24 protein-coding genes are annotated in these 24,981 nt (G+C 59.0%); 8 read left to right on the top strand and 16 right to left on the bottom strand.

Features of this window, described 5'->3' with window-relative positions; genetic code table 11:
* Window positions 1–53: 53 nt before the first annotated feature.
* From AKU79_RS00365 to AKU79_RS00375, 3 genes are read left to right on the top strand one after another with little or no spacing between them, the layout of a single operon-like run.
* Window positions 54–791 (top strand): 5-formyltetrahydrofolate cyclo-ligase, encoded by a 738-nt coding sequence (locus AKU79_RS00365; RefSeq protein WP_050521715.1) that lies wholly within the window; start codon window positions 54–56, stop codon window positions 789–791.
* Window positions 788–1,984: an NnrS family protein gene (locus tag AKU79_RS00370; protein WP_050521607.1), complete on the top strand. Its 1,197-nt coding sequence runs from the start codon at window positions 788–790 to the stop codon at window positions 1,982–1,984. Before AKU79_RS00365 ends, AKU79_RS00370 begins: the two co-directional genes overlap by 4 nt.
* Window positions 1,985–1,987: 3 nt before the next feature.
* The gene (locus AKU79_RS00375; RefSeq protein WP_050521608.1) at window positions 1,988–2,647 is read left to right on the top strand and encodes an NnrU family protein; all 660 of its coding nucleotides are present in this window, start codon (window positions 1,988–1,990) and stop codon (window positions 2,645–2,647) included.
* A gap of 10 nt (window positions 2,648–2,657) precedes the next feature.
* Here the strand turns inward: AKU79_RS00375 and AKU79_RS00380 are convergent, their stop codons facing one another.
* From AKU79_RS00380 to AKU79_RS00420, 9 genes are all read right to left on the bottom strand, one after another.
* Window positions 2,658–3,566 (bottom strand): FAD:protein FMN transferase, encoded by a 909-nt coding sequence (locus AKU79_RS00380; RefSeq protein ID WP_050521609.1) that lies wholly within the window; start codon window positions 3,564–3,566, stop codon window positions 2,658–2,660.
* A 4-nt stretch (window positions 3,567–3,570) separates the two neighbouring features.
* A complete protein-coding gene (locus tag AKU79_RS00385) occupies window positions 3,571–4,140 on the bottom strand; it encodes a nitrous oxide reductase accessory protein NosL (RefSeq protein WP_050521610.1) in 570 nt (189 codons plus the stop codon).
* Window positions 4,137–4,961: an ABC transporter permease gene (locus tag AKU79_RS00390; protein ID WP_050521611.1), complete on the bottom strand. Its 825-nt coding sequence runs from the start codon at window positions 4,959–4,961 to the stop codon at window positions 4,137–4,139. Before AKU79_RS00390 ends, AKU79_RS00385 begins: the two co-directional genes overlap by 4 nt.
* Window positions 4,958–5,854 carry an ABC transporter ATP-binding protein gene (locus tag AKU79_RS00395; RefSeq protein ID WP_050521612.1) on the bottom strand — a complete coding sequence of 299 codons (897 nt, stop codon included), beginning with the start codon at window positions 5,852–5,854 and terminating at the stop codon, window positions 4,958–4,960. Before AKU79_RS00395 ends, AKU79_RS00390 begins: the two co-directional genes overlap by 4 nt.
* Window positions 5,820–7,145 (bottom strand): nitrous oxide reductase family maturation protein NosD, encoded by a 1,326-nt coding sequence (locus AKU79_RS00400; protein ID WP_050521613.1) that lies wholly within the window; start codon window positions 7,143–7,145, stop codon window positions 5,820–5,822. The genes AKU79_RS00395 and AKU79_RS00400 overlap by 35 nt, the downstream gene beginning before the upstream one ends.
* A gap of 1 nt (window position 7,146) precedes the next feature.
* Complete coding sequence (gene nosZ, locus AKU79_RS00405; RefSeq protein WP_050521614.1) at window positions 7,147–9,084, bottom strand: TAT-dependent nitrous-oxide reductase; 1,938 nt, start codon at window positions 9,082–9,084, stop codon at window positions 7,147–7,149.
* Between the two features lie 12 nt (window positions 9,085–9,096).
* Window positions 9,097–11,307, bottom strand: a complete 2,211-nt coding sequence (locus tag AKU79_RS00410) for a NosR/NirI family protein (protein ID WP_050521615.1) — start codon at window positions 11,305–11,307, stop codon at window positions 9,097–9,099.
* Window positions 11,304–11,723: a hypothetical protein gene (locus AKU79_RS00415; protein ID WP_156209356.1), complete on the bottom strand. Its 420-nt coding sequence runs from the start codon at window positions 11,721–11,723 to the stop codon at window positions 11,304–11,306. Before AKU79_RS00415 ends, AKU79_RS00410 begins: the two co-directional genes overlap by 4 nt.
* 378 nt (window positions 11,724–12,101) lie before the next feature.
* Entirely contained in the window at window positions 12,102–13,547 is a 1,446-nt protein-coding gene (locus AKU79_RS00420) for an aldehyde dehydrogenase family protein (protein ID WP_050521617.1), read from the bottom strand.
* A gap of 200 nt (window positions 13,548–13,747) precedes the next feature.
* Between AKU79_RS00420 and AKU79_RS00425 the strand changes: the two genes are divergently transcribed.
* A complete protein-coding gene (locus AKU79_RS00425) occupies window positions 13,748–14,404 on the top strand; it encodes a peroxiredoxin (protein ID WP_050521618.1) in 657 nt (218 codons plus the stop codon).
* Between the two features lie 72 nt (window positions 14,405–14,476).
* On the opposite strand, the gene AKU79_RS00430 is transcribed toward AKU79_RS00425, so the two are convergent.
* Window positions 14,477–14,893: a hypothetical protein gene (locus tag AKU79_RS00430; RefSeq protein ID WP_156209357.1), complete on the bottom strand. Its 417-nt coding sequence runs from the start codon at window positions 14,891–14,893 to the stop codon at window positions 14,477–14,479.
* Between the two features lie 178 nt (window positions 14,894–15,071).
* Window positions 15,072–16,055 (bottom strand): YHYH protein, encoded by a 984-nt coding sequence (locus AKU79_RS00435; protein WP_050521620.1) that lies wholly within the window; start codon window positions 16,053–16,055, stop codon window positions 15,072–15,074.
* Window positions 16,056–16,293: 238 nt separating this feature from the next.
* Here AKU79_RS00435 and rpsO point away from each other — a divergent pair, with 238 nt between their 5' ends.
* Window positions 16,294–16,563 carry a 30S ribosomal protein S15 gene (gene rpsO / locus AKU79_RS00440; protein WP_050521716.1) on the top strand — a complete coding sequence of 90 codons (270 nt, stop codon included), beginning with the start codon at window positions 16,294–16,296 and terminating at the stop codon, window positions 16,561–16,563.
* A gap of 151 nt (window positions 16,564–16,714) precedes the next feature.
* Here the strand turns inward: rpsO and AKU79_RS19970 are convergent, their stop codons facing one another.
* On the bottom strand, window positions 16,715–17,272 hold the full coding sequence (locus AKU79_RS19970) for a DUF6151 family protein (RefSeq protein WP_408002823.1): 558 nt from the start codon (window positions 17,270–17,272) through the stop codon (window positions 16,715–16,717).
* A gap of 337 nt (window positions 17,273–17,609) precedes the next feature.
* Here AKU79_RS19970 and pnp point away from each other — a divergent pair, with 337 nt between their 5' ends.
* The 3 genes from pnp to AKU79_RS00465 all read left to right on the top strand — a co-directional run bounded on the left by pnp (window position 17,610) and on the right by AKU79_RS00465 (window position 21,368).
* Window positions 17,610–19,742: a polyribonucleotide nucleotidyltransferase gene (gene pnp / locus AKU79_RS00455; protein WP_050521623.1), complete on the top strand. Its 2,133-nt coding sequence runs from the start codon at window positions 17,610–17,612 to the stop codon at window positions 19,740–19,742.
* 189 nt (window positions 19,743–19,931) lie between these two features.
* Window positions 19,932–20,438, top strand: a complete 507-nt coding sequence (locus tag AKU79_RS00460; protein ID WP_050521624.1) for a DUF1643 domain-containing protein — start codon at window positions 19,932–19,934, stop codon at window positions 20,436–20,438.
* Between the two features lie 3 nt (window positions 20,439–20,441).
* Entirely contained in the window at window positions 20,442–21,368 is a 927-nt protein-coding gene (locus AKU79_RS00465) for an alpha/beta fold hydrolase (RefSeq protein ID WP_050521625.1), read from the top strand.
* A 67-nt stretch (window positions 21,369–21,435) separates the two neighbouring features.
* On the opposite strand, the gene AKU79_RS00470 is transcribed toward AKU79_RS00465, so the two are convergent.
* From AKU79_RS00470 to rbfA, 4 genes are all read right to left on the bottom strand, one after another.
* Window positions 21,436–22,515 (bottom strand): calcium-binding protein, encoded by a 1,080-nt coding sequence (locus AKU79_RS00470; protein ID WP_050521626.1) that lies wholly within the window; start codon window positions 22,513–22,515, stop codon window positions 21,436–21,438.
* Window positions 22,516–22,759: 244 nt separating this feature from the next.
* Window positions 22,760–23,665: a tRNA pseudouridine(55) synthase TruB gene (gene truB / locus AKU79_RS00475; RefSeq protein WP_050521627.1), complete on the bottom strand. Its 906-nt coding sequence runs from the start codon at window positions 23,663–23,665 to the stop codon at window positions 22,760–22,762.
* Between the two features lie 64 nt (window positions 23,666–23,729).
* Window positions 23,730–24,464, bottom strand: coding sequence for a phosphodiester glycosidase family protein (locus AKU79_RS00480; RefSeq protein WP_082223861.1), 735 nt, complete (start codon window positions 24,462–24,464; stop codon window positions 23,730–23,732).
* A complete protein-coding gene (gene rbfA, locus AKU79_RS00485; protein WP_050521718.1) occupies window positions 24,451–24,870 on the bottom strand; it encodes a 30S ribosome-binding factor RbfA in 420 nt (139 codons plus the stop codon). The genes AKU79_RS00480 and rbfA overlap by 14 nt, the downstream gene beginning before the upstream one ends.
* Window positions 24,871–24,981 lie beyond the last annotated feature (111 nt).

Below are 24,981 nucleotides of genomic sequence, written 5' to 3' on the forward strand. Positions count from 1 at the left end.
CCTATTAACAGGTTTACGCTGTGTTGCAACATGAATTGTCGCAAGGCGCCGCTATGGCCGACCCACGTACCAATCCGCCCCCCAAAGCAGAGCCTGAGCTGCCCGGCAGCTATGCCTCACCTCCCTGCCTTGCCGGTGAGATTGCACCGGATTACTTTGACCCGCTGGCGGTGGACCCGCAACAAGCCCGCGATGTGGCGCGCTGGCGCAGCGCCGAGCGCAAGCAGCTGCGGGCGGCGCGGCAGGCGCTTGGGGTAGAGGCGCGGGCGCAGATTGGTGCGGCGCTTGGGCTGCATCTGCGCGCGTTGCTGAAACAGCAGTTTGGCGACCTGCGCGGCAAGGTGTTCTCGGGCTATTGGCCAATCAAGGGCGAGCCTGACCTGCGCCCGGTGATGGCCGATCTGCACGCCGCAGGGGTCGTGGTTTGCCTGCCGCTGGTCGAACAAAAGGCCGCGCCTTTGGTGTTTCGCCGCTGGACACCCGAAACCCGCATGCTGCGCGGCGATTGGGACATTCCGGTCCCCCCGCCTGAGGCCGAGGTTTGCACACCCGATATTTCATTGGCGCCGCTGGTTGGCTGGGATGGAAATGGCTACCGGCTTGGCTATGGCGGCGGCTATTTTGACAGGACGCTGGCTGCGCTTGCACTGCGTCCCTTTGCCATTGGCATCGGGTTTCAATCGGCGCGGCTGGCGACGATTTTTCCGCAACCGCATGACATTGTGCTGAACGCCATTCTGACCGAGGTCGGCATTCAGTTTCCCATTCCTTCACCCACCGAGGCCCTATGACCACGACAGCCGAACAGATGCGCGCCTGGCGCGGCCCTGCCATCCTGACCTATGGCTTTCGCCCGTTTTTCCTTGGGGCAGCGCTATGGGCTTTGCTTGCCATGGTGCTTTGGGTGCCGATGCTGGCAGGCGCGCTGACGCTGCCGACGGCCTTTGACCCTGTGTCGTGGCACGCGCATGAGTTTCTGTTCGGGTATGTCTCGGCGGTGATCGGGGGGTTCTTGCTGACGGCAGTGCCGAACTGGTCGGGGCGGCTGCCTGTGGTTGGCTGGCCTTTGGCGGGGCTGGTCGGGTTGTGGCTGCTGGGGCGGCTTGCCGTGATGTTTTCGGCGGGTTGGCCACCTTTGGCGATTGCTATGCTTGACCTTGCGGGCATGGCCACGCTTTGGGGCTATCTGGCGCGCGAAATCATCTTGGGGCGCAACTGGAAAAACCTTGCGGTGCTGGGCATTCTGACGGTTTTCATGCTTGGAAATGCGGTGTTTCACTATGAGGCCGCGCAGGGGGGCTATGCCGCCGCAGGGGTCGGGCTGCGGATTGGGCTGGGTGCTGGGATCGCGCTGATCATGCTGATTGGCGGGCGGATTGTGCCGTCCTTTACCCGCAACTGGCTGGTCAAGGCGGGGTTGGCCGCACGGCCCGCGCCGATGGGGAAGTTTGATAAACTGGCCGTGTTGGTGACACTGGCGGCGATTGTGCTGTGGGTTATCGCACCTTTGCAACCTGTGACGGGCCTGTTGTTGATTGCATGCGCGGTGGCCCAAACGGCGCGTCTGTGGCGGTGGCGTGGCTGGCACACAAGGCGCGAGCCGCTGGTCTGGATATTGCATCTGGCCTATGGGTTCATCCCGCTGGGGGCATTGGTAATGGGGGTATCGGCGTTATGGCCTGACCTGACCGGCAGTATCGCAGCCCAGCATCTGTGGATGGCCGGCGCGATTGGCACGATGACTGTCGCGGTGATGACGCGGGCAACGCTGGGCCACACGGGCCAGGCCCTGACGGCGGGCACGGGCACCGTTCTGATCTATGCTGCGATCGTGGGTGCCGTTGTCGCGCGGTTTCTGGCGGGGCTGTTCGCGGCGCAGGCGATGGTGTTTTACGATCTGGCAGGCCTGCTGTGGTGCCTTGGCTTTGCGGGGTATGCCGTGGTTTATGGCCCGCTGTTGCTGCGGGCAAGGGCCAAGGTTTAGGCAATGGGCTGGCTTGAATTTATCCTGTCCGCCGTTGGCTTTCTGGTCACGCATTCCCTGCCGTTGCGGCCCAAAATTCGCCAGCCGATAGAGGCGCGTATTGGCGCGCCGCTGTTTCTTGGCCTTTATTCGATGCTGTCGATTGCAGCTTTGGCTTGGCTGATTGTCGCTGCAGGGCGTGCGCCGTTTGTCGAGCTCTGGAGCTGGGCGCCGTGGCAATTACTGGTACCGCAGATTGCCATGGCGCTGGTGTGCCTGATTGCGGCGCTGTCGCTGGGCAGGCCGAACCCGTTTTCATTTGGCGGGGCACACAATGCCGAATTTGACCCTGCGCATCCCGGTATCGTCGGCTGGATGCGCCACCCTTTGCTGGTGGCGATGGCGCTTTGGGCGGTGGCGCATATGGTGCCGAATGGCGACCTTGCACATGTACTGATGTTCGGCGCTTTTGCCCTGTTCGCGCTGATGGGAATTTGGATGATCGACCGCCGCCACAAGCGCAACATGGGGCCCGAATGGTTGGCGCTAAGGGCTGCAACGGCCCGTTGGCCGCTGCCCCGCATTACAGCCAACGGGGCACTGCGCACGGGCCTTGCCGCACTGACCTATGCCTTGTTGGTTTGGGTGCATCCACTGCTGTTTGGCGTGTACCCTTTCGGGTAACGCCTTAGCCTTAGGCCAGAACCGCCGATTCCAGTCTGCAATCCTGAAAGCCCGCAAGGCTGGCTGTGATCTGATCTGCACTGTCCATCAGGCACGCTGCCGTCGACAGTGCATCCGCCACGGCGGCCGAGCGCGCAGAAATGCTGATCCCGCGCCAGATCGGCGCTGCTGTAAACCCGGTCCGCGGGTCAAGAATATGGCCCAAGGTGCCCGCCGCATCAAACTGCGTGCCCAGCGGGGCCGAGGTTGCAAGCGCACGCGAGGCAAGCGCCACCTCGCCGCCCTGCGCCAGTTTCACGGGCCAAGCGCCGCCTTGGGGCTGCCCGCCAACGGCACGGAATTCGCCGGTATCAACCAAAATATCGGTCAGCCCTTCGGCTGCCAAAAGGCCCGCCACACGGTCGGCGATATAGCCCTGCGCGATACCGTTCAGCGTAAGCTGCATACCGGGGCGCAAGGTGATCGCGGCGGCGTCCAGCGTTACCCCTGCCCAGCCGGTCAGGGCCAGTGCGTGGGCCAAAACAGCGGTTTCGGGTGCACGGCCTTGTACCCCTGCCTCGGCATAGGCAGCCCAGAGCGGCTGCACCGTCGGGTCAAACCGCCCGCCGGTTGCGTGATGCACAGCCCCCGCGATGGACAGGCATTCCAACAGCTCGAACGGCGGCTCGGCCAAGCTGCCATCGCGGTTCAACTGCGACAGTGCGCTGTCGGCGCGATAGAGGCTAAAGATCCCTTCAAGCCGCGCGATCTCGGCTGCGGCGCGAGTGGTGATTGCGGCCGCATCGGGGTGGGCCAGACGAATGGTGGCCCCTGCCCCCAAAGCAATGCCTGTCCATGTATAGACGGGTTGCGCACGGGCTGCGTTTGGCAAAGCAAAGGCGGCGGCGCTGATCGCCAGAAAGCGGCGGCGTGTTGTCATGGTATTACCCTCCGGTCTTGCGCGACAAGGCACGCAGACGTTGTTCAAAATCGGTATCTGTTTGTTGTGCTTCGGCATCCTGATCGACAGGCGCCAGAACGGCATCATCCGGAATCTGGTCAAACGCCATCACCGTACCGCCATTGGCCGTGGCAAAGGCACGGGCACGGGCGGGGTCGGAAAACGGGACCAGCTCGGGCGCGCCCATGCCGCCTTTGACAGCGGCGCCAACCACATAGGTCGCGTCTTGCGCCTTGATCCAGTTATCGACGCCCGGCTTGGCCCAGGTGGCCCCGTCTGCGCCCATGTCATTGACCCAAACCGCCAGAATTGCGTGGCTTTGTTCGGGCATCCGCATATAGGCCACGGCGTCGCGCACCTGGCTAAAGAAAATCGGTGCGCCGGGCAGGCCCGCCAGATGCGCCTGCCCCTTTGGGCCCTCATGTTCCAGCAGCTCCATTTGGCAGTAATGCCCTACGGCTTGCGGGTTCAGCGTGACGGGCGACACATCTTGCGCCACGTCCTCTTTGCACGCGGTCAGCAACAGGCAAACGATCAGGGCAAAGCGCTTCATGGCACCACCCGCCGGAATGCTGCGGCCGCCAAAACAAGCGCCGCGACGGGCCACGCCAGCATCGAAGCAAGCGATTGCCAAAGCGGAATACTGGCTGCCGCCCCGCCAACGCCTGCCGCAGCCGCCGTGGCATCTGACGCCGCAAGGTTGAACAGGCGAAACGCATCGGCCGGGTTGGCCAGCAGTGCAAAGAGGAAAACGCGGGTGCTGAAAACGCCGCCATTATCGGCCACAATCGCCGCCAGCAGCCCCAGATCATACAGCACAACCAGCCCCAGCCAAACCCCGATCGCCAGCCCCGCCGCCCCCGAAGGTCTGCGGGCCAGCGATGACAGCGCATAGCCGACACACAGGAAAGTAGCCCCCAGCAAAACGCTGGTCCACGTTAGCCGCCACAACGCAGCCAAGCCCGCCACCGCGCGCGGGTCGGTGACAATAGCCGCCAATGCTGCCGCGCCATAGCCCGCCAGAATCGCCAATGCCAAAATCGCCAGATGCGCCACCAGCTTGCCCAGCAGCAATTCCCACCGCGCCACAGGATAGGTTAGCAGCAAAGGCAGCGTGCCGCGCTCTACCTCGCCTGCAACGGCGTCGAATGACATCAGCAGTGCGACCAACGGCACCAGATAAACGGAAAGCGAGGTCAATGACGCCACTGTCACCGACAGACGGTCGGCCCCCAAGGCCCCTGTCGCGGCCGAACCAGCCGCCGCCAGAACCAGCGAAAACACGACCATCAAGGCAACCGCAATCGCAACCCAGCGGTTACGCCGCGCGATATGCGCCTCGGTGATTGCAGTGGCAAGAATGCGGTCAATCATTGGCCGTCCCTCCGGCTGAAATGGCTGTAGATGTCTTCCAGACTGGGCGGCATGACATCAATATCGGCGATCTTGCTTTCCAGCACAGCAATCTGTGCCAGCGTCGCCAGCTTGTCCTGTTGACGGCATGAAATGCGCAGACCTTCGGCAAACTGAATTGCCGCCGGCAGTGCCGCCATCAGATCAGAGGTGTAGCCGTTGCGGGCGGTCAAATTCATCACCACGGGCAAAGCTGCCTCGCGCCGCAGATCGGCCAGCGTGCCTTGCGCCACCATCCGCCCGCCAGACAGGATCAGCAGCCGGTCGGTACGGGCCTCGACCTCGGTCAGCGCGTGGCTGGAGAGCAGAATCGCGGCGCCATCGGCGGCAAGCCCGTCCAGCAGGCTGTAGAAATCGCGGCGCGACACAGGGTCGAGGCCAGAGGTCGGCTCGTCCAACACCAGCAATTTCGGCGCGCCAATCAGGGTTTGCGCAAGGCCGACGCGTTGCCGCATCCCTTTGGAATAAGTGCCGATGCGGCGCTTGGCGGCATGGCCAAGGCCCACACGGTCCAGAAATTCCATCGCCTTGCCAGCGGATTCGCCGCGCAGGCGCAGGTAGTGGCTGATTTGTTCCAAGCCCGTCAGCGCCGGATGAAAGGCGGCGTTTTCCGGCAGATAGGCCACGGCTGCACGCGCCTGCGCACTGCCCGGTGCCGCACCGCATACCGAAACGCTGCCCGCATCTGCCGCGATCAGGCCCAGAATGATTTTCATCAGGGTCGATTTGCCCGCGCCATTATGGCCAAGCAAGGCCACACGCTCGCCCGCGGCAACATGCAGCGACACATCCGACAAGGCCTTGGCCCCGTCAAAGGTTTTAGTGAGTGCCGAGATCGTCAAGGTCGAGGTCATCATTCAGTCCTTTGGGCCGGTTGGCGGCGGCAGTCGCCTCTAACGCGGCAAATTCGGGGGAAACGGTAATCGTGATTGGCGCCATAAGGGGCGCGGAATCGACAACACCGCCCGGCAATGTCGCCGGAAAGCTGGATTGCGACCAGCGTATCAGTTGCACCGCCGGCGCACCCATAAGCAAGGCAGCGGCAGGTTGCGACCACAAGATGTGATCCATCAGGTCATTGGGGCGAAACGCGCTATCGGCAATTCCGTCGCCGTTCAGATCAAAGGCCGGATGGTCCGACCAGTAATTGCCACGGCCTTCAAAGCTCCACTCCACATCGCGGGTGCCGACATATTTCACCTGCTCGCGATTGCCGATAAAACTGTTGCCTGTCAGCACGTTACGTTCAGAGCCGGCGGTGAAATGGATGCCAATCGCGCAGCCCTCAAAGCGGTTATCATAGATCAGGTTCTTATGCGCGTTATAGATAAAGGTGCAGCGGTTCGCCCCGCCCCGCACCAGATTGCCAGAGATATCCGAGCTGTTGGTATAGTTCAGCATCACGCCGTGGCTGCGGTCGCCAAGGCTTTGGTTATCGCGCAGGATAACCTTGTTGGAAAACATGATGGCATAGCCCAGATGGTTGCCAATCGACACATTCCCCGACACTTCGGAATCGTTGGTATACATGTAATGCACGGCAAAGCGCAGGTCACGAAACAGGTTGTTGCGATAGGTGCCCTTGCGCGACGTGTTCGAGAAAATCCCGTCACGACCCCAGCGCACCGAGTTGCCTTCGACCACCGTTCCGGGCGCGTTCCAGACATAAATTCCGTTGCCGCGATCATTCATCCGCGGGTTTTGCGTGCCTTCAATGGTATTGCCGCGCACCAGCGCATCAAACCCGCCATGCACATCGATGCCGTGCAGATTGCCCAGCACGTGATTGCCCTCGACATGCGCGCGGTCGGCCTTTTTCAAAATCTTGATACCTGCGTCCAGATCGGGGCTGCGCATACCCGAACCGGTTACAGTAATGCCTTTGACCGACACATCGGCTGCGTCAATCGTGATGACAGTGCCGTGACCCAGCCCGTCAACCACCGCCCCGGCCGGGCCAATGATGGCCAACGGGCGGTCAATAACCACCGCCCCGCCGTAAACGCCGGCGGAAAGGTGCAGCACATCGCCGGGATCGGCCCCGGCGATGGCATTGGCAAGCGTGCCCTGACCCGGCACCACAGCCACATCGCGCGCCAAAGCGGGCGAGGCAGCCAAAAGCAAAAGGATCAGGGCACGCAGCATTTTAGGCGTCTTTCGGTTCAACGAACATCCGGCCGCGCATTTCCATGTGAAGTGCGTGGCAGAACCACTGGCAATAGTACCAGTAAACCCCCGGCTGCGCAGCAATGAACGTAACCGAAGACGTTGCCTGCGGCCCGATTTCCATCGCAACGCCATGGTTGCCCATGGTAAAGCCGTGGGTCAAATCGTCGATGTCATCAAGGTTGGTAACGATCACCGTGACCTCATCGCCTTCCTTCACGGTAAAGCTTTCGATCGCAAAGTTTGGCGCCTGCGAGGACATATAGACCCGCACCTTGTTGCCATCGCGGATGACTGTATCCTGATAGTCATCCAGATCAATGCCATCTACCTCGGCCTGCTTGCGGGTATCGGCCCACATGCGGTCGTCGCGGTTCCAGACCGACAGCGGGTTCACCTTGCTTGGGTCAACGAGAATGCTGTCATGCGGTTCAGCAAAGGTTGGACCGTCGTGGATCAAGGTCAGCTTGTCGCCATCAATCGCGAACAGCTGCTCGTTCTCCGGCTTCAACGGGCCGACGTTCAAGAAGCGGTCTTTGGAAAACTTGTTCATCGACAGGTAGTATTTGCCGTTGGCATCCAGCGTTTCGCCCATCGCGGTCGAGTTGTGGCCGGGCTGGTAATGCACGTCGGTTTTCGAACGGATCGGGTCAACGTTTTCGCCATTAAAGGCTTTGATCGCGTCTTCGATGTTCCAACGCACGACCTGGCTGTCAAGGAACAAGGTGGTCATGGCGTTACCGGTGCCGTCAAAGCAGGTGTGCAATGGCCCAAGGCCCAGTTCCGGTTCGGCCACAACAGCCGCGCGCGGCTCGATCTCGTCGGCGAACACAGCGTCAAGTTTGCGCACATCGATCACCGATACGGTTGGCGACAGCTTGCCCGCAATGCACAGGTGGATCTTGTCTGGCGCCATGTTGCAACCATGCGGGTTGTTCGGCACAGGGATATAGCGGGTGTATTTCTTGTTCTTGCCTTTGCGGCCATCAATTACCTTGACGCCGTTCAGCTCGATAAAATCACCCTCGGCAATGCCTTTTTCGATTTCGGCAATGTTATAGACAACAACGTGGTCCATATCAGCCGCCGTCATATCGGCAAGCGTCATCCCCATTTCCGAGTTGTAGCAGGTCGAAAACGCGTATTTGCCTTCATAATCGGCATCGGTGTTGTCAAGGTTGCCCGACACCATCACCTGCCATGCAATCGTCATGTCATCGGCGTTCAGCGCGGTGTAGAAGTTTACGTATTCCTCGGGCTTGTCCAGAATCTTGCCGTCATTGATCATCGGCACTTCGTCTTCGCCGTTACAGAAGACATAGTTGGTACGTGGCCAGCGTTGCGGGCGCAGACCATGGATGCCTTTGGCGTTTGGAATTTCGGTGATCTTATCGCATTTCATCACATCGCAGCGCACACGGGCAACGCGGGTGTTGGCCTTGTCGTTCATGAACAGGAAGCGCCCGTCATAGGTGCCTTCGGTGAACGACATGTGGACGTGGTGCAAATCGCCGTTGCGCGGGAATTCCAGACCATTGGCGGCCAGGTAAGCCTTGGTTTTCGGCAACAGACCTTCGGTCAGGATTTTCTTGGATTCGTTGGTGATGCCCCAACCGGTGGCCGAGCAGATGTTGAACACCGGCACGCGCATGAATTCACGCATCGAGGGAATGCCGAGAATGCGCATTTCGCCCGACTGGCCCGAGGACCAGAAGCCGTAATATTCATCCAACTGCCCCGGCGCAACATTTGCCGCCTCGGATGCGTTGGCCGCAGTGGTCGCGGCAACCGAGGCTGCGCCCAGCGCGCCACCGGCCAGAATCGCACGGGTGCCTAAACCGCCAGCAAGCGCTGCGCCACCGGCCGTTGCGCCCAACAACCCACGGCGGGTCAGTTTCATTTTCAGATCTTCAGACATGATTTTTTCCTTTCAAGTCTTCGGTTTCAATTGGTTAGGATGCCCCATAAAGCCACGATCGGAAACGAGGCCAAGATCGGGCACATCGCCCACTTTCTCGCGCCGTTTCAGTTTTTTGATCACAACAGGGCAGGTGGTTTTCGACTGGTACAACACCTGGCAATGCAGGCAGTTCACGCACTCGTTCGGGTTAATCTCACCCGTGGGGTGGATGGCCTGAACTGGGCATTGGTTGGCGCATGTCTGGCACGGGTTGCCGCATTCCTTGTAGCGTTTCAGCCAGTCAAACATCCGCAGACGCGCCGGAATGGCCAGTGCCGCGCCCAAGGGGCAAAGATAGCGGCAATAGAACCGTTCCACGAACAGACCCGCAATCAACAGCGCGGCAACATAGGCCACGAACGGCCAGGCGCGCACAAATTTCAGGATGATCGCGGTTTTGAACGGCTCAACCTCGGCCAGATGCTCGGCTTGTTCGATGCTCATCAAAGACACGCCGAACAGGCCCAGAAAGATCATGTATTTCAGCGGCCACAACCGTTCATGCAGGCCCCAAGGCAGGGTCCATTGCGGGATGTGCAGCGCCTTGGCGATCTGGGCCAGCAATTCTTGCAGCGCGCCAAAGGGGCAAAGCCAGCCGCAATAGGCCCCGCGCCCCCAAAACAGCAGGGCCGCCGCGACCGAGAACCACAGGATGAACGTCAGCGGATCAAGCAAGAACGCCTGCCAGCTAAAGCCGTTTATCAAGGCCCCGAACAGTGCCATCAGGTTCACCACCGACAGCTGCGCATTCGCATACCAGCCAAGAAACACCAGTGTGACCGTCAGAAACCCGATGCGGAACCAGTAAAAGGCGCGGGCGTTACGGGTGGCAATGCCTTGGAAAAAGAACACCAGCGTCAATACGGCCAGCATTGTACCCAACACGGCAATTTCAACTTTCTTGCCTTGCCAGATCCGCTGCCACAACGCTTGCTGCGCCGATTGTTCGGATTGCGTGGTCACGTCGGCCACAGCAGCGGGCACTTCGGCTGCGGGTGGCGGGGCGATGGCGCGCAGGTACTGGCTGGGCAACTGATACCCCAGATCAAAAGTGGTAAACACCTTTTCAATCGCACCGACATCGCGGTGAACCAACAGTTGAATGCGGAAAGGCTTGGTTGGGTCAAAGCCGGTTTCAGCCGGAATCTTGAACAGATCCGCCTCGGCAAACACCGGGACACCTTCGGCCTCGATCGTGTTGATACGGCGGTGCATCTTGTCGCGGAAACGCACAGAGACATCGTCCTGTATCAGAACAATCCGGTCAAAAATGCCGCCACGCACATAGCCCGAGCCTTTGAACGAATAAAGCCCCCGCCCGACAATCGCGACCGCCTGATCGCCCGGTTTCAACCAAGCGGCAAGGTTCGCGGCCTCGGCCTCGCCCAGAATCGACTTTGCGATACCGGGGGGCGACACAAGGGCCGCCTGCATTTCGATAAAGGTGGTTTCCGGTGCTTCTTCCAGCGGGCGTTGGCCTGCGCGCGGGTCTTCCATCGCAGCAAAGGCCGCGTTAATCTGGCCGACATCCAGCGACAAACGGCGCAGGGTGCCATCACCTTCCAGCGTCAACCAATCGCTTGGCGCGGCTGCCTCGGGGTTAATCTCAAACTGCGGGCCGGTGGGGGCATCGGCCACGGCCAAACCGCCCAGGCCCAATTCCCGCGCGACCTTGATCCCCGACCGCGTGATCGAATCATCGATCACCATGATCGTCACCGTGGCACCCGAAATAATATCCAGCTTGTGCCCGGTACCGCCGGCCTCGGCCTCGGCCACCAGATCGAGGCCACGGTATTTGGCAACCAACGCCTTAACTTTGCTGTCGGGAATACCGATCAACACAATCGGCTCGGAATGTTTGATAAGCTGCACACCGATGATATGCGCCGCATCGTCCAGTGCGACCATCGTGTGAATGGGCTTGCCCGAATAGCCCGTCGTCGAAACGAAATCCGACGTGACATAGGCCCAACCGATCTGCGCACCCTGCTTTAGAACGGGGGCAACCGGTGTATCGGCGCGAATGGGACCAAAGGCATCTGCCCCCTCAACCACATCGCCCGCGACAATCGTTGGCAGCAGTTTGGCCAAAACCGACTCGGCCGAGGCAGGAAGCGCAAAGAACAGCGCTACAAGGAACCCAAAGAAGATTCGGATACAGGTTTGAGTACGTGTCATACTGTGGTGTCCTTGGTGGCCAGCCCACAGCGCGGCGCGGTGCGAACACCGTATACATTGCTTGCAGGCGGGGGGCCCCGCGCTTGCGGGCGGGATATGATGATGGGTGCAGGGGTTTGGTGCAGCGCCAAAACCGTCAGTTTGCTAAACTGGCTTGGGGCCACGCCAAATTCGAACGCGGCGCTTGGGAAAACTGTGGTCGGCGCATTGCAGACCAAGCAATCGCAGCAAGCGGCAGAAGGCGAAACCGGCTGGCCATTCGCATCCACGGTGATCGTCTTGGCGCCACCATCGGCGCAAATCACCATTTCCATCAGGCCAGATCCCATCGGCGCAGCAGCATTCAGTGCGCCACTGTAGAGGCTGACGCAAACGCAAAGGAGAATTGCTCCGATATGGGACCACATGGTTTTCATGGGGCGTTCTTCGCAGAAGCATCAAAGGGGTGTCTTGATCTAGGTCAATCCAAACGGCAGGAACCAAAAATATTTCATAGAAAATACAAAAACATATATAATTTTTTGAATTACCATGCTGCTGGCAGGTGGGTCTAAAGGTTGATTCTCAAAGGCAATTCCGGCCGCGTGCAGGCAGAATACGAAAGCCATAACAGATCGGTAGTACCGCATTTTCAGGGTCGGCGGGCACCAACATTACCTTGTGGCAAACCATAAAGTACGTCCAAGGGCCGCACCCCCACCAATCAATCCCGATATTTCAAAATAAGACGCGTCAGCGCCATCGAAGGGGGCTCGATGCCCGCTTCGATGGCTGCCTGCTTACACTGCCAAGCCTTACTCGGCGCCCGAATCCCAGCCCGAAATCGCTTTGGCTTCCAGGAACTCTTCCAGCCCCCAATGCCCGCCTTCGCGCGCCCTCCCCGAGGCTTTCACCCCGCCAAAGGGCGAACCCGCGCCGCGCGACTTGCCGTTCATTTCCACCATCCCTGACCGCAAGCGGCGGGCAAGGCGGTTACGACGCACGCCGTCGCCGGATTGAACATAGTTGGTCAACCCATAAGGCGTGTCATTGGCAATGCGCACCGCGTCTTCTTCGGTATCAAACGGAATGATCGACAGCACAGGGCCAAAAATCTCTTCACGCTCGATCGTCATGCCGGGTACGACATCGGCAAACACGGTCGGGCGCACATAAAAGCCCTTGTTCATGCCTTCGGGCAGGCCCGGCCCGCCGGCCACCAGCCGCGCGCCTTCATCAATGCCTTTCTGGATATAGCCCTGAATCTGGTCCCACTGGCGGCGGTTGACCACGGGGCCGATATGGCGGCCTTCCTCGGATGCGGGGCCAACCTTGATGCTGCTGGCAACTTCGGCGGCAACTTCGACCGCTTTGTCATAGATGCTGCGTTCTACCAACATCCGGCTGGGCGCGTTGCACGATTGGCCCGAGTTATTCATCATATGCAGCACGCCGCGTTTTACGGCTTTGTCATCGGCATCGGCGAATATCAGGTTCGCACCCTTGCCGCCCAGTTCCAGCGTCACCCGTTTCATCGTTTCCGCCGCCGCAATCGAAATTGCACGGCCTGCGCGGGTTGAACCGGTAAAGGAAATCATCTCGATATCCGGATGCTTGGACAGCTGCGAGCCAACGCCCATGCCGTCACCATTCACAAGGTTGAACACCCCCGCAGGCACGCCTGCGTCATGGCAAAACTCGGCAAACAGCATCGAGGACAAAGGGCTTTCCTCGGATGGTTTCAGCACGCAGGTACAGCCTGCAAGCAGCGCAGGAATAACCTTTAGCGTCACCTGGTTCATCGGCCAGTTCCACGGTGTGATCAGGCCAACAACGCCAATCGGCTCCATCGCGATACGGTCATTGGGTGCGTGGGGGCCAAGCGGGCGGATCCATTCCATTTCGTCAAAGGCGGTCAAAAAGTTTTCCAGATGCCACGGCAGGCAGGCCGCTTGATCGGTCAGCGCCATATCAATCGGCGCACCCATCTCGATGCTGATCGCCTGGGCCATTTCCCCGGCCCGCGCTTTGAACTGTTCCAGAATGCCCGCCACAACGGCGCGGCGCTCGGCAGGTGGCGTTACCGACCAACTGTCAAAGGCGGCTTTTGCGGCAGCAACGGCGGCGTTGGTATCGGCCTCGGACCCCAAGGAAATGACCGCGCAAACATCTTCATTCGAAGGGTTGATCACGTCGCAGTCGCGGGGGCTGCTGGGCATGACCCACTGGCCGTTGATATAAAATTTACGTTTATCGAGCATTTAAGCCTCCGGGATTTGCTTTCCATCAAACTGGCACCGGAACGGGCGACCTGCAAGGGCAGTCACGGTGGGAATTTGGTTTGGCGCTGCGTGACATCGCAGAAGACCGTTTCTTTTTGCGGCCACACTGTCGCAGGGGGGTGCAAACATGCGCGGCCTCGCATATGTCATAGGCAACGCTAACCAAAGAGGAGACAGCAATGTCTGTACGGATCAACGACGTAGCCCCCGACTTCACGGCTGACAGCACCGCAGGCCAGATCAAGTTTCACGACTGGGTCGGTGACAGCTATGCGATCATCTTTAGCCACCCGCGCGATTTTACGCCGGTCTGCACAACTGAATTTGGTGCCGTCGCACAATTGGCACCCGAGTTTGCCAAGCGCAAAACCAAGGTGATGGGCGTCTCGGTCGATTCGGTTGAAGAGCATGTGAAATGGAAAAACGACATTGCCGCCTTTGCCGGTGCGCCTGCCGATTTCCCGATCATCGATGACACCTCGCTGACCGTTTCCAAAGCGTTCGACATGCTGCCCGCCGAATTTTACTTGCCCGAAGCAAACCGCACGCCTGCCAACACCGCAACCGTGCGCAGTGTCTATATCATCGGGCCGGATAAAAAAGTCCGCCTGACCATGACCTATCCAATGAGCGTCGGCCGCAACTTTGCCGAAATTCTGCGCGCGCTTGATGCTGTGCAGGCCACCGATGGCGTGCCAATCGCCACCCCGGCAAACTGGGTCCCGGGCGAGGATGTTATCGTCGCACTATCCCTCGACAACAAAGCTGCCGAGGAAAAATTCGGCGCGCTGGACATCAAGCTGCCCTACCTGCGTTATGCCAAAGCGCCGAAGTAATCTGCGCCGATACTGACAAAAGGCCCCAAGCATCCTTGGGGCCTTTCTTTATTGGGCCTGCCCGCAGCCGCCTTAGTAACAGCCCGAGTGGTCCTCGCCCGCGCCGGCCAAATAGATGACCGAAGGCGTACGGCCATAGCCACATACAAACACATTCACCAAGAACGGCTGGCCATTGCGCGCCATGCTGGCAAAGCTGCCGTTTTGGTTGCCCCCTGCTGCCACCATTTGCGGAATGCGGGCCCGCAAGGCCTGATTGGCAAAGATCGGGTCATAGTCATCTTGGGCGTGGCGAATGCCGAATCTGTGGACGTTGGCACGGTCTTGTTGAAGTACCCCGCCAAGAGACGTCACCGGCTGGCCTTTGGATGAGCGCATATCCTCGGGGCCAATATAGGCAAGGTAATAGGCAAGCTGGTTCCACTCTTGGGCGAAAAGGGGCGACGCGAAAAGGAAGACAACAATCGAAAAACCAATTTGACGAAACACTTTAACCTCCAATCGAAATCGTGAATGGGTTCGGTTACTGCATTCAACACATAAGAAACTGCACATAGAAAACGGTACAGCTTTTGCCCCTTTTTCGCAACGAATAAGGGCCTGATTGGTGTTTGCAACATCGGCCACTTCGGTCTTGACGCCAGACAAGACCGAGTGGGGCAATTGTTCAGGGGCGGGGCGGCGGGGCCGAGGCATCGCATACCGCCGTCGGGTCATCCGAATGGCAACCAAATTCGGCACTCAGACAGCCAAGGATCGCGTTCGCGCCAACTTCGCCTGCGTGATAGTGATAGCCCAGCCCCTCGCCTTCATGACCATTGCAACGATCAAGCCCCTCGGGCGCGGTGCCATCGGCCAAAAGATGGGTCAAGATGGCATAGCCATCCATCGCGATGCCGATCTGCTGCGGCTCTGCGCCGACGGGCGTTTCCAGACAATCGGTTACAGCGTGATAGTGATAGCCTTCATGCGGATTCACATGGCCACCGCATTTGTCAAACGGCGCAATCGTGTGCGCGCCCAAAATCGCGTCAACCGGTGCGGGCGCATCCAGCCGCACCCCATTTGCCGCAATCCCTGACCCGATAAAACGGATGTCGCGGCCTATGATCAACGGCTGCGGGTCAATCGGGATCACGTAGGTTTGCGTGACATCTTCGGCAATGTATTCGGGCAGGCATTGCACGCAGTAATTATTGTACTTCGGGTCAACATCGGGGCGGGCCGCCGCCAAACAGGCCTCAAGACTATCCGTCACGTTGATCTTGCCGGTTTCTGGGTCGAACACGCTCCAGCCTTTATCCTCATAAAACTCGGCCAGCTTTTCCATAAAGGCCCCATCGGCAGCGAAAACCTTGCCACCATCCAACCAGATGCCTGCCTTGTCGGCGCCATCGGCAATGTTGGTCGGGCACCACGGGCCGGGGGCATAGCTGGTCGGTTCGGCCTTTACCGTCACCGAAAAGCAGCGCGTTTTGGTACCCGCCGACAGCGTGCAATCGACGATTTTCGGGGCCTCGACCAGCTGGGCGCCTGCGAAAAACGCCGTGATCTCTTGCAGTTCTTCGGCCTCGGAATGGGCGAAGGCAAGGCTTGGCACAGCAAGTGCTGCGGCCATCACCAGCCATTTGGCAGTTTGTTGGTAGGTCATAGGTTTTCCCTTATCACGCGCGTTCAATTCCAAGTGATACGTAACTAGCTAAACTTTCCGTCTAAATTTTTTCGGCCCTGCGCCTGCTTTTGCCGCCCCGCTTGCCGCCTGCAACTTGATGCTTTCCTTTTACACAGAATCCCCTTATACGCGCTCGATCCCGACCATGTCGGGGCATCAAGGGCCTTGCTGGACGACATCCCGGCACGTGCCGTCACATTCAACTATGGAGAACCCGATGTCGATTACGCCAGAACTAAAAGCCCAACTGATCAAAGAATATGCCACCAAAGCAGGTGACACCGGTTCGCCCGAAGTACAGGTTGCTATTCTGTCCTCGCGCATCGCGACCCTGACCGAGCATTTCAAAGACCACAAAAAAGACAACCACTCGCGTCGTGGTTTGTTGATGATGGTTGCACAGCGCCGCAAGCTGCTGGACTACGTCAAAGGCAAAAACGAAGAGCGTTACCAGTCGCTGATCACCCGCTTGGGCATCCGCCGCTAATTTTATCCGTTCTCGGATGCCAAACGCCCGTAGCGCAAGCTGCGGGCGTTTTGGTTTGGTGGGGGGCTGTTGGCGACAAAAAAGACCCGTCACAGCGCGTTCCAACAATCGTGCGTTTATTGCCCACTGCGACTAGCAGGCTTCGGCCGCGTCAGAGCAGCCGAGGCGGGACAATTGGCGAGACATTATCTGCCTTGAAAAAGGGAGAGTTCTTGGATTTGCCGCCGAACCCACCCCGAACCAGAAAAGGCAGCACAGTCAGCATATCCTTGAAGCCAATCTTTTGGGAAATGTGAAAAGGCGGCGCGCCTTTTGCATCACGGCCGTAAATCCGGCTGCGCACAGGACCCAATCGCTCCAGGCAATCAGGGTCAGCTGCTAGGTAGGCATTGCAGAGAATGCCAAACCAAGGGAACTTGGCCCGAATATTTCCGACTGGCGCATTGCAGCAGCGCGTAGACCAGCGAAACAGCCCATCGGGGCTTAGCTGGTTGCAGACCAACTGTTCTTGACCTTTGATAATTCTAATCTCGCTCGGGTACACGGGGATGACCTCAGTCCCGCCAAAGGCATCGAGTAGATCCTGCCGACCCAACTTTTCCAGATAGCGCTGACAATCGCTGCAATAGCACATAAGGCGGCCTGGGGTGTGGTTCGGAAAATTTGTCAACTCGGCTTGAAAAGCCCCACAATCACATCTCACTTGCATCGCCTAAATCCTAACTTCTCATTATCCAAGTCCGCAGGAACCATCATATCCGGTGCGCCAAACATAACAATTGCCATAACCACCGTTTGTTGAACGCCCAAGCCTTTGCTTTGATATCCCCAGCCGTCATCGGTCAATCCTGCATCAAAGGCAGTTGCCTCCGCAACGCCCCCCTGCCCCACCCCTTCCCAAACCCCTTATTTTCCTGTAAGGGCCACACATCTGTGACGTGAGGCCTGCCCCCGGCCGCATGCAAAGGATGGGGGGCGGCGGCAATGGGGCCGCTATGTAACGGGGGGCCCGGAACGCCGGGATGCCTCTATATAGGAAACGATGAATGTTTAACGTAACTAAAAAATCGATCGAATGGGGCGGTGAAACGCTGACGCTGGAAACCGGCAAGGTTGCCCGTCAGGCCGACGGTTCGGTCATCGCCACATTGGGCGAAACTTCGGTCATGGCCAACGTGACCTTTGCCAAAGCGCAAAAGCCGGGCCAGGACTTCTTTCCTCTGACAGTTCACTACCAAGAGCGTTACTACGCTGCTGGTAAAGTTCCGGGTGGCTTCTTCAAGCGCGAAGCGCGGCCTTCGGAAAAAGAAACCCTGACATCGCGCCTGATCGACCGTCCGATCCGCCCGCTGTTCGTTGATGGCTTTAAAAACGAAGTTCTGGTGATTGTGACCGTGTTGTCGCACGACCTTGAAAACGAGCCTGACGTGCTGGCGATGATCGCCGCCTCGGCTGCGCTGACAATCTCGGGCGCGCCGTTCATGGGCCCGATCGCTGGTGCCCGCGTTGGTTTTGTTGATGGCAAATACGTTCTGAACCCGTCTTGCGACGACATGATGACCCTGCGCAACAACCCCGAGCAGCGCCTCGATCTGGTTGTAGCAGGCACCAAAGACGCCGTGATGATGGTTGAATCCGAGGCTTATGAGCTTTCCGAAGAGGAAATGCTGGGCGCGGTGAAATTCGCGCATGACAGCATTCAGCCTGTCATCGACCTGATCGTTGATTTCGCCGAAGATTGCGCGAAAGAGCCCTTTGCTTTCACCCCGCCAGACTACTCGGACCTGTATGCCCGCGTAAAATCGGCTGGTGAAACCCAAATGCGCGCCGCTTTCGCAATCCGCGACAAGCAAGAGCGTACCGCTGCGATTTCCGCCGCTGTTGACGCGATCAAAGCCGCGATTTCCGAAGAAGACCAAGCAGACGAAAACCTTGGTTCGGCGATCAAAAAGCTGGAAGCAAGCGTGCTGCGTGGCGACATCATCAACGGTTCGCCCCGTATTGATGGCCGCGATACCACCACCATCCGCCCGATCATCTCGGAAACCGGTATTCTGCCACGGACCCACGGTTCGGCGCTGTTTACCCGTGGCGAAACCCAAGGTCTGGTTGTGACCACACTGGGCACAGGCGAGGATGAGCAGTTCATCGACGCGCTGACCGGTACGTCGAAATCGAACTTCTTGCTGCATTATAACTTCCCTCCCTACTCGGTGGGTGAAGTGGGTCGTTTCGGCCCCCCCGGCCGTCGCGAAATCGGTCACGGCAAGCTGGCATGGCGCGCGCTTCAGGCTGTTTTGCCTGCTGCAACCGACTTCCCTTACACCATCCGCGTTGTGTCCGAGATCACGGAATCGAACGGCTCCAGCTCGATGGCATCGGTTTGCGGTGGCTCTTTGTCGATGATGGATGCAGGCGTTCCTTTGAAAGCACCGGTTGCAGGCGTTGCCATGGGCTTGATCCTGGAAGAAGATGGCAAGTTCGCGATCCTCTCCGACATCCTGGGTGACGAAGACCACCTTGGCGACATGGATTTCAAGGTTGCAGGTACTGAAAACGGCATCACATCCTTGCAGATGGACATCAAAGTTGCAGGTATCACGCCCGCAATCATGGAAAAGGCACTTGCACAGGCCAAAGACGGCCGGATGCACATCCTTGGCGAAATGGGCAAAGCGCTGACTTCGGCGCAGGCGTTCTCGGCCTATGCGCCAAAGATCGAAACCATGACTGTACCAACCGATAAGATCCGTGAAGTGATCGGTTCGGGCGGCAAGGTGATCCGTGAGATCGTTGAAGTGTCGGGTGCCAAGGTTGATATCAACGATGACGGCGTGATCAAAATCGCGTCGAACAACGCGGATGCAATCAAGAAAGCCTATGACATGATCTGGTCGATCGTGGCCGAGCCGGAAGAAGGCAAAATCTACACCGGCAAGGTTGTAAAACTGGTCGATTTCGGCGCCTTCGTGAACTTCTTTGGCAAGCGTGACGGTTTGGTCCACGTGTCCCAAATCGCCAACAAGCGTTTGCAGCACCCGAATGAGGCGCTGAAAGAAGGTCAGGAAGTGAAAGTAAAACTGCTTGGCTTTGACGATCGCGGCAAGGTTCGCCTTGGCATGAAGATGGTTGACCAAGAAACCGGCGCTGAGATCACCGAGGCCCCTGCCGAAGGTTGATCTGACTAGGTTGAAAAAGCAGAGGCCCCGGTGGAAACGCCGGGGCCTTTTGCTTGATAAGCGGAATGCCTTCGGCATAAGCCTGATTGGTAAGAAGGGGGCGCTGCCCCAAGGGTTTTTGCAAGGCGCAAAAACCCTTTCCCCGAGATATTTTTGAATAGATGATGGGGGGAAGAAAGGAAGCGCTGGATGATTGTTAAACGTTTCACCAAAGGTGATGCCGAAAGTGTTGCCGAATATTCGGATTGTGAGGCCTATCGCTATGCTTTGACGCGGGTATGGGACGCTGCTGGGGGAAAGGTTGCTTTTGTGATGCTGAACCCTTCGACGGCGACCGAGGTGCAGAATGACCCGACGGTCGAGCGTTGTGAACGGCGGGCGCGGGCCTTGGGGTTTGGTGCATTTCGGGTGGTGAATATTTTTGCGTTTCGCGCGACCGACCCTCGGGTGATGCGGGCGCAGGGTGATCCGGTTGGCGCGGCCAATGATGCCGCGATTCTGGCAGCGGCGGATTGGGCGGATAAGGTTGTTTGCGCTTGGGGCAGCCACGGAGCGCATTTGAACCGTGGGGCCGCGGTAGAGCGGGTGTTGCGCGGAACCGGGCAGAGCTTGTTTCAACTGGGCTTGACCAAAGCGGGGCAACCGAAGCACCCTTTGTACATCGGCTATGATCGACAGCCCGAGCTGTGGGAGTGAGTGATGCCAGAGATTGCCGGGTTCACGCGGAGGCGGATTGACTGCGGCGAGGTTACGCTTTCGGTCCAGGTTTCGGGGCAGATTTCGGGCCAGATGCCCACGCTGATCTGCCTGCATGGCTATCCACAAAACGGCATGTGTTGGGCGCGGGTCGCACCAGAATTTGCCAAGGAATTTCAGGTGGTTATTCTAGACTTACGCGGTTATGGGCAAAGCGACGCACCGCCCGATGATGCCGGGCATGATGCCTATTCCAAGCGGGTTATGGCGCGCGATATTGTCGGCTTGATGGATGCGCTGGGTTTGCAAAGCGCTATGGTTTTGGGCCATGATCGGGGCGCGCGGGTCGGCTATCGCCTTGCGTTGGACCATCCGGCGCGGGTGACGCGGTTGGGGATTATCGAGATTGCACCAACGGCCGAGTATTGGGCCGCTTGGGGCGCCGAATTGGCGATGGCGGCCTATCATTGGACGTTTCTGGCACAGCCCGCGCCATTGCCCGAACGGATGATTAACGCTGATCCGGTGGGTTATGTGGAATGGACACTGGCCTCTTGGGTCAAGCAGCATTCACTGACAACCTTTGCCGAGGATGCCTTGGAAAGCTACCGTCAGCAGGCCCGTGACCCCGCGCGCATCCATGCCATGTGTGCCGACTATCGCGCAGGTGCCACAACCGACCGCCGCCATGATGAGACAGATCGTGCGGCGGGCAACCGCATTTCTGCGCCGCTGCATTTTCTGTATGGGCATCACGGCTTTCCGGCCCACACAGGCGACCCCGTTGGGTTGTGGCGCAACTGGGCCACGCAAGTCTCGGCCGAGGCCTGTGACAGCGGGCATTTCGTGATGGAAGAAAACCCCAAGGCGGTGCTTGCAGCGTTCTTGCCGTTCTTTCAAAAAGGTAACAGCCTTTCGGACCAACCTTAATGTAGAAGGCACCGGAAATGCCGGTTTCAAAGCAGCACTGCCGGGTTCGGAAAAATCGCGCGGCGTGCTAGAAATTGCTCGACGGCATCAGCGTAAGCGCATCCAGCGACAGCCCCGCACCATTGGCAATGACCGCCAGCGGAATGCCATCCAGCACCACAGTCGCATCGCCCGAACCTTCCATGGTGATCAGTTCGATCTGCGGGTCCGGGTGCGTTGTGGCATCATAAAGCACGAAAATATCATCTTCCTTCGGGTCATAATCCGAAATATGGGCAAATTCGCCCTTGCCTATCCAGTCGCCAATGACGAAATCATCGGCACCTTCACCGCCATGCGCGCAATCATCGGCACCGATCATCAACGTGTCGTCACCGCTGCCGCCATTCAAAAAATCTGCATGGTCGGTTCCGTCTTGGTCGTCAAAGCCCCATAGCGTATCATTGCCCGCACAACCATCCAGCGTATCCGCGCCACTGCCGCCAGACAGCACGTCATCGCCATACCCGCCAGAAAGCCAATCGGCGCCATCGCCACCCTCTAGCGTATCGTCGCCCGATCCGCCCAGCAAAGTATCGTCGCCCTCCTCGCCTTTCAGGCAATCGTCATCCATATGACCGGCCAGAGAATCGTTGCCTGTGCCGCCCATCAGCAAATCATCGCCGTCATTGCCTTGCTCGACATCATCGTCGGCACCGCCAAGCAACGTATCGTTGCCGGCGCCACCGTCGATATAATCCCCGCCGTTTTCGCCGCTGATCAGATCATCGCCGCCGCGCCCCCCCAACAGGTCAACACCATCGCCGCCAGTTATGGTATCTGCACCGCCATTCCCCGTCAGAATGTCGTCGCTGCTTTCGCCCGAAATCAACTGGTCTGCCTCAGGGGGCGGCGGGGTATCAGTAGAATCGGTATTTGAAATATCCAATTCATCTTCGGTTACCGGACCGGCATCGTTGCTGGCCAAAGCAAGCAGATCCACGCTTGGCGCATCCGTGCTTTCGGGGGCCTGATCGTCCTGCTCGGCATCCAAAGCCCCCCCATCGTCAGAGCCAGCGTCAGAGCTTGCTTTCGCCATGTTTGCCACAACGCCATCCGCCATGATGCCCGCGAAAAGCGCGCCGAAAATACCCAATAGTCCCAGCATGGCGACTGCCCCCGTGCAAATGCCCTGTAAAGTGCTGCAACAGTTAAACGCGGCTTGGATTAAGTAACCGTTACGATTGGGCGACTATCGGCCATGATTTCATCATCTGCGTCTTATCGCCAGCAATTGACGGTACAATCCGGCCAAAATCTTAAGACTTGGTTAACGGCCCTGCGGTTCAAGCCGGGGGTGTGGCTTGGCCACCCGCATGGCGGGGTTCGATGCCCCGACAGGCGGCCCCCCGTCAGTCGTTGAACACGCGCGACGGGTGCAATTCGCCTGCCATATAGACGCCAACAGCCACCGCGCGGCCCAGGTAACTGGCCCAGGCCTCATCACCATATTCGGCGTTTGACGCCAGAACCATGCCGGGATTGCCGTGTTTCATCCGTGTCGCGCCTTCGGGCGTTGTTGGCAATTCGGGCAAATCGGCCAACCCGATTTCCAGCGGCAAAAGAAGCGCATCCAGCGCATCGGTCTTGGCCAGTTCGTCAATCTTTTCCAGCGTCACGCCTTGCGTCGCGTCAAACGGCCCCGACCATGTACGCCGCAGCCATTGCACATGCCCAAGACAGCCCAAAGCCTCGCCCAGATCGCGCGCGACAGACCGCACATAGCCGCCCTTGCCGCAAACCATCTCCAACTCGACATGGTCGGCATCGGGGCGCGAAATCACCTCCAGGCTTTCCACCCACAAAGGCCGCGCCACAAGGTCCATCTCGCCGCCACCGCGCGCAATGTCATAGGCACGTTCGCCATCAACCTTTACGGCTGAAAACTGGGGCGGCACCTGCATGATATTGCCACGAAACGCGGCCAGCGCCGCTGCGATCTCATCATCCGTGGGGCGCAGCGCGCGTGTCTCAATAACCTCGCCCTCGGCGTCATCGGTACGCGTAGACACGCCGAGGTGCACCATAAAGCGGTAGCATTTCAACGCATCCGTGATGTAGGGCACGGTTTTCGTAGCCTCGCCCAGCGCAATCGCCAAAACGCCTGTCGCATCGGGGTCGAGCGTCCCCGCATGCCCCGCCTTTTGCGCGTCAAACGCCCATTTCACCTTGTTCACCACAGTGGTCGATGTGATGCCTGCGGGTTTATCCACCACCAACCAGCCCGAAATCGCGCGGCCTTTGCGTTTGCGTGCCATGATGATGCCCCCTTGGGTGAAAAAACGATTGGCTAACGCGGGTCGGCTGGCGCGTCAAGACAGGCTATTCGCCGTCAACCACCAGCCCCACAATCGGCCCCATCTGAAAGCCGAAATCGTCACGCCCCAGTTCGGGCGCATAAAGCCTGCTGATCTTGCCATCAAAATACAGCGCATTGGGGGTTTTCAGCCCGTCCTTGAACAGGCGGCCAAAGTCATAAAAATTCACCGCCCGGCCCGAGACAACAAAATAGGCCGTATTGCCATCGGCCGAGACCCCAACCCCGTTGCGGATATAGCGGCTGTCGCTGTCTGGCAAAAAGCGCGGGTGAAGCGCGGCATCGATCACCAGCATCGGCCCCGATTGCGTGGCAAAGCGGCAAGACGGCGGCCGCGTCTTGAACCGGCGCGATTCGATCACGGCAAAGCGCCCCTCACGAATGCAGAACACGCCATTTGGCAGCAGGCCAAAATTCCCCGGCCCTTCGGCAGTGATGATCCGGTGTTGCTCATGCCCGTTCGTCACCAACAAACCGACTGGTCCGCGATCAGGGTGATACATCCCCGCATTCATCGCGAATTGCAGCTTTTTGCCTTCGGGCTGCAACTGCGCATCGACGCGGCCAAAGCTGCCCAAAACGGCACCCGCAGCATCGGCGTGAAAAATGCGCAGATCCTGATCGGCCGATACTTCGCAAACCGTATAGGGCGTGGTCTCGAATTCCATGTCGCGGCAAGTGGCGGCACCGGCAGGCGCTGCCAAAACCAAAAACGCAATCAGCGCCCTAAGCGTCATCATCTTCGCGAGGCGGTGCATCGACATCGCGGCGCACCCGTTCATCATCCAGCAAACGGCGGGTTTCATCCAGCTGGTCAAAGGTAATATCGCGGCGAAAGCGCAGCTCGGGCACATGCTTGATAATCATGCCTTTGCTGACATGGTGGCGCAGCTCGCCTTGATGGCGTGCCAAAAGCGCAATCGCGCCTTCGACATCATTGCCGCCCAGCGGCATCACATGCACCGTGGCCACGCGCAAGTCAGCCGACATCTGCACCTCACCCACGGTGATATACAGGCGGTTCAAATCCGGGTCATGCACATCGCCACGCGAAAGCACCTCGGATAAAATCCGGCGGATCAATTCACCAACACGAAGTTGGCGCTGCGTTGGCCCCTTGGCCGAGGTAAAGCTTTTGTTTGCCATAGGCCCCACATAGGCGCTTATTGCGCTCCCCGCAACGGGGGCCGCACCCAGAATCGCGCGTGTTTTCGCCGAAAGCGTTTCACGCCCTGTCCGCCCCCCGCCGAATATGCC

Source organism: Pseudorhodobacter wandonensis, assembly GCF_001202035.1.
Taxonomy (GTDB): domain Bacteria; phylum Pseudomonadota; class Alphaproteobacteria; order Rhodobacterales; family Rhodobacteraceae; genus Pseudorhodobacter; species Pseudorhodobacter wandonensis.